Origin of the sequence: Pseudomonas sp. RIT-To-2, from assembly GCF_029623465.1 — a bacterium.
In the GTDB taxonomy this organism is placed as follows: Bacteria; Pseudomonadota; Gammaproteobacteria; order Pseudomonadales; family Pseudomonadaceae; genus Aquipseudomonas; species Aquipseudomonas silvicola.
Genome location: NZ_JAPYKM010000082.1, coordinates 1 through 4,040 on the forward strand (window position 1 = coordinate 1; position 4,040 = coordinate 4,040).

A 4,040-nucleotide genomic window follows, 5' to 3' on the forward strand; every position below is an offset into this window, starting at 1 on the left:
CGCTCGAGTGTGTCATCAGCTTGGTGGGTAAATGACCAAGATAAGCACCGAATTTTTCGCGGAAGTTAATTGGTAGCCCTGTCCATCCACAAGTGGATACGCCACTAGAATCCAGGCCCAAGGATGGAGTCGATTCCAAGGCTGGAACCGAACGGACGGCCAGAAAGATTCTGTGGGTATCCCGAAGGCTGAGATGCTGTCTGCGGATCAGCGCTCCAACCATTGATGGCGCGCCCACTCAAACCGCCCAAGGCTCCCGCCAAACCGCCGATAGTGGCTGCCTCGGCCACACTGAGATCCAGCGCGTCGGCAACGAAGTATGCTCCCGCTGCTCCGACGGCGGTGCCGAGAGCGTTACCAAGCGTGATGCCGTCCCGACTCATAATTTCGATGCCCGCAGCGATAGCTACTGTTACAGCTATGAACACCGAACTACTGGAACTATTTTGCTCAAAGGAGCGTTTCCATTCTGCATCCGTCAGGTCATCCGTCATGATTCTCTCCGGTCAGTGACTAATTTGAGGGTAGCACATTGCCACTCTGACCTGTGTAAGTGAGGTCCTATTTGGTGATCTTTCAATACCTATCCCCGCGTCGCTTGCCTTGTTGGCCATGATCGCAGCGAAAAAACGACTCCCCTCGAAGCGAGGGTCCAAGCCTTGCTGGCGGAGCTCTAGCAGCGGCAGGGTTACGAGAAGAAGCTGGTCGCCGCAAACTTGGCGTGCCAATAGCTGGCGGGCTATGGGAAATTGACCGGTGAAATCGGCTTGCTTGATACTGTTCATATGTACAGTATATCGAGCCACTTAAATGACCGACCTTTTCGACGACAGCGCCTTTCACCTGGGCATGCCTACGCTGTTGGAGACCTACAAGCACCAGTGCGTGGTGCTCGAGACGGAGCTGAACGAAGCCTACCGCGACATTCAGGGCGCGCGGAACCGGATCGCGCGCCTGGTGCAGGTGACCGAAGAACTGACCCGCCAGCGCGACGCTCTACGCGCCGACCTGGCCCGGCTGCAGGGTGGGCGGTGATGCACTTTCTGGTGGTTCGCCGGCGGCACCTGGGCGTGGCGCTGGACGCCAATGAGCTGCGCAGGGCCCAGCCGGTGCGGGGCGGAATTGCCGTGGAGGAGGAGCGGGTTGAATGCTTGAAGCGGGTGTCCAGGGTCGCCAAGGTTCGTGGTCCGTGGCCAATGGAGCCGCCGCTCTTGCCGCTGCTGCTGGATGTGAACTTGGCCAGCATGGTCCCCAACGGGAGGCTAAAAGCTCACTAGCCTCGTGCAACTGTCAGATCCCCCAGTAGCATCGTCGCGCGCACAACCTGGCAATTAGGTAAACGCTGGTGAATGAAGGGTGCACGCCGTTTTTTGAGACGCCTGCGCGGCTATATCTACGGTGATCGGCAAGGGACTGGGATTATGAATGGAGGGCTGGTGCTGTAATTCGGGAGAGCTTGCGGGCTTGCACCAAGAACCGGAGGCGCGAGCAGTAAGGTGAAGGCTCGAGCCTCCGCCACGGCCGGCTCGAAGAGGATCAGCCCGTTGGAAACGAAGGGTCAAATCGTCCTTGAGTAGAGAAAGCAGCAGCCGCAGGCCTAATAGAAGGAATTAATTGTCGCGAGTTTGGCATGCCAGTTGCAATAGTAGTGAAGACAATGCAGGTCGCTATTTAGATTTTGCTACTGCTTTATACTCAATCGGTATATTGGGGGATTTCGTCAGCCCCCAGTTTTCAAGGGTCTTACTATTTACCTCTTCCGAATGCGGGGGCGTGAAGATAGTAAGTGTAGGAGTTTTGTCGCACGTAGCGTGCTTGGGCGAACCATTGAGCATCTGGCATTTGTAGCTGATGAGGGCAGCTGCCAATACGTTTTTCTCTGCATCAAGCACAACGGCCGCTTTTTCGAAGCAGGAGTGCTGCCTGCATCCCGTTAGTAACGTGCTACCAGCAGAAGTGGCGCTGGAGCGAGCGACAATTGGTCGGACATCATCTTGAATGGTGAGAGCATCAATGACTTGAGCCCCCACCATTTTTGAGCCTGGGATATAGCTGCCACTCATGCCGCCGAAGAAAACTTCGATCGGCTTCTTGTATTCGGGGCTCTGCAAAATATCAGCGAAAGAATTTGCGGTGATGACTAGAGTCGCAATAAACAGAAGCTTGGCGGCATTCGTTGGTCTCATGAATTAATCCTTAATACATGTAATAGCTATAACTTAATAGGGTGCAGATGCACTTGGCATTTGATACTTGTTCAAATCGGCCTGAAGCAGTTGCGCTTCGCGTCCACGCCGAGTGGGGTAAGCATCCCCAAAGTTGTTAAGGTTGTCAAGGGCTTGCTGCCATTGCCCGGAAGTGATTTGGTTCCAGAAATTTGGAGTGGCAGAAGCCAGATTGGTGCCGTATTGATATGCCAGATCGAAAATTGCGGTTTGCGTTCCGCTAGGCAATTGGTAGAAATCGGCAATAGCTGATGCATTATTGTAGTTGGTTGCTACGGTGGAGATCATGGCGTTGAGGACAGATTGGTCCATGATATCGGCATTTGCCTGTGAAACAGATAGCGGGTGTGACTGCAGATACGTCGATGCTGCCGAACCTTGAACGGTGGTATACGGCAGCAACTGGTCGATCAAGCTCTGCGGCCAACCTAGAGCGCTCATAGATGCCTGAGTCCTACCGTGCAGATCGACGCCGGTACCCAGTGTTACACCGCTGCTCGCGGTTGGAACATAGGCGTTAAGTTTTTGACCGCCCTCTGACGTGGAGATGAAGCCATAATCAACGCCGTTTACAGGAGCAGTACTATTGCCGTTGACTGCTTTCGGCGTCGCAGTTGTAGACTTGTTTCCTGTAAAAGTTACAGATTGTGAGCCTTCGATAACGATTCTGTAGTCGGTGTGGCCGTAAATATCACCGAGGGATGCAATGAAGTCCGTCTGCTCTTTGGGCATATACGGACGGCTTGCGTGGTTCGCATTGTAGTTGTCTGGGTTTAGCGTGTAGCTACCGCTGAAACTATACGATCCGTCAGCAGCGATCGTTACAGTGCCCGACACGGTACCGCTTACTTGGCCCAGCAAACCAGCTGCGTAGACATATGGTTTGTAGTTGAAATTCTCATAGTTGAATGGGGCATTTACGGTATAGGTACCAGGCTGAGCGCTGAGAATAATATCATTTACAGGGCTAAAATCGTTGGCGCCCATCTGTAGGTTCAAGGACGCAATATTGACGTATCGGTCCTGACCGCCACCAAACAGCCAATAGGTGATACCACCGACGGGCATGAGTACATCCCCATAAAAATCATCGTGGATCGTAGTATCTACATGCGTTGTTCCATAGAATACGTGGCCGTACGCAACTTCGGTGCCAGTTTCATCGTATAGAAGGTTCGAGGCGTTGGAACTTTTGAAAAAGGCAATGATTAGCCTGTTTGCGTCCGCGTGTTTTTGCAGTTGGTCTTTTACTTGGTCAGTGGTCAAACTATTGAAGCCACTGAATATGGCTTGCATAGTCTCTTTCATCAATCCCTTCGCAGTCTGGGTAAAGACATTTACACCGTTTGCAAAAAGCTGTCGCACGATATGCTGTTCGATAAACATTTCGTTTGGATGAAAAGGCGGAGGCCCAGATGGCTGGCTCATGTCTACGGAAGCATTAGGGTTAAAGCCACTGGAGGCGTCGCCGTAAGCATAAACGATTTCAGCAGGGAGGGTGACGGTCATAGTTTTGCCTCATGGTTTGTGTAAAAACTAAGTCCATGATGCTGTATGGTTTCTATGGAATCAATTAAGGGTATTTTGATATTACTAAATTTAAATGCATTGATGGTGCATGAAACGTTGAAATTGTTTTTAATCTCTGTTGTGGGTATTCATCTACCTAGATATAAGTTGGCAATGTTTATTTTCGAGCGTGCTAAAATGGAGTCATCCTCGTTCGTACCAATTTTTGTACCAAAACTGTTCCCTGAGGGGCTTTTCTGGGTCTCGGAACGGCCCTAGAAGGCCCTGTTTGACGCGTTCTCAGTA

Annotated in this window: 5 protein-coding genes; 2 read left to right on the forward strand and 3 right to left on the reverse strand. The window is 51.8% G+C overall.

The genetic code is table 11. The annotated features are described in order from the left end of the window. Window positions 1-104: 104 nt before the first annotated feature. On the reverse strand, window positions 105-494 hold the full coding sequence (locus tag QBK88_RS30565) for a hypothetical protein (RefSeq protein WP_277965027.1): 390 nt from the start codon (window positions 492-494) through the stop codon (window positions 105-107). Between the two features lie 316 nt (window positions 495-810). Here QBK88_RS30565 and QBK88_RS30570 point away from each other — a divergent pair, with 316 nt between their 5' ends. Then, a complete protein-coding gene (locus tag QBK88_RS30570) occupies window positions 811-1,035 on the forward strand; it encodes a hypothetical protein (protein ID WP_277965028.1) in 225 nt (74 codons plus the stop codon). After that, window positions 1,035-1,277 (forward strand): hypothetical protein, encoded by a 243-nt coding sequence (locus QBK88_RS30575; protein WP_277965029.1) that lies wholly within the window; start codon window positions 1,035-1,037, stop codon window positions 1,275-1,277. Before QBK88_RS30570 ends, QBK88_RS30575 begins: the two co-directional genes overlap by 1 nt. 390 nt (window positions 1,278-1,667) lie before the next feature. Here the strand turns inward: QBK88_RS30575 and QBK88_RS30580 are convergent, their stop codons facing one another. Both QBK88_RS30580 and QBK88_RS30585 read right to left on the reverse strand, forming a co-directional pair. Continuing rightward, window positions 1,668-2,186 carry a hypothetical protein gene (locus QBK88_RS30580; protein WP_277965030.1) on the reverse strand — a complete coding sequence of 173 codons (519 nt, stop codon included), beginning with the start codon at window positions 2,184-2,186 and terminating at the stop codon, window positions 1,668-1,670. A 33-nt stretch (window positions 2,187-2,219) separates the two neighbouring features. Continuing rightward, a complete protein-coding gene (locus QBK88_RS30585; RefSeq protein ID WP_277965031.1) occupies window positions 2,220-3,734 on the reverse strand; it encodes a pesticin C-terminus-like muramidase in 1,515 nt (504 codons plus the stop codon). Window positions 3,735-4,040: the final 306 nt, after the last annotated feature.

Coding starts and splice junctions, on each gene's coding strand:
- QBK88_RS30565 (WP_277965027.1), bottom strand. CDS start 494: ATGACGGATGACCTGACGGATGCAGAATGGAAACGCTCCTTTGAGCAA.
- QBK88_RS30570 (WP_277965028.1), top strand. CDS start 811: ATGACCGACCTTTTCGACGACAGCGCCTTTCACCTGGGCATGCCTACG.
- QBK88_RS30575 (WP_277965029.1), top strand. CDS start 1,035: ATGCACTTTCTGGTGGTTCGCCGGCGGCACCTGGGCGTGGCGCTGGAC.
- QBK88_RS30580 (WP_277965030.1), bottom strand. CDS start 2,186: ATGAGACCAACGAATGCCGCCAAGCTTCTGTTTATTGCGACTCTAGTC.
- QBK88_RS30585 (WP_277965031.1), bottom strand. CDS start 3,734: ATGACCGTCACCCTCCCTGCTGAAATCGTTTATGCTTACGGCGACGCC.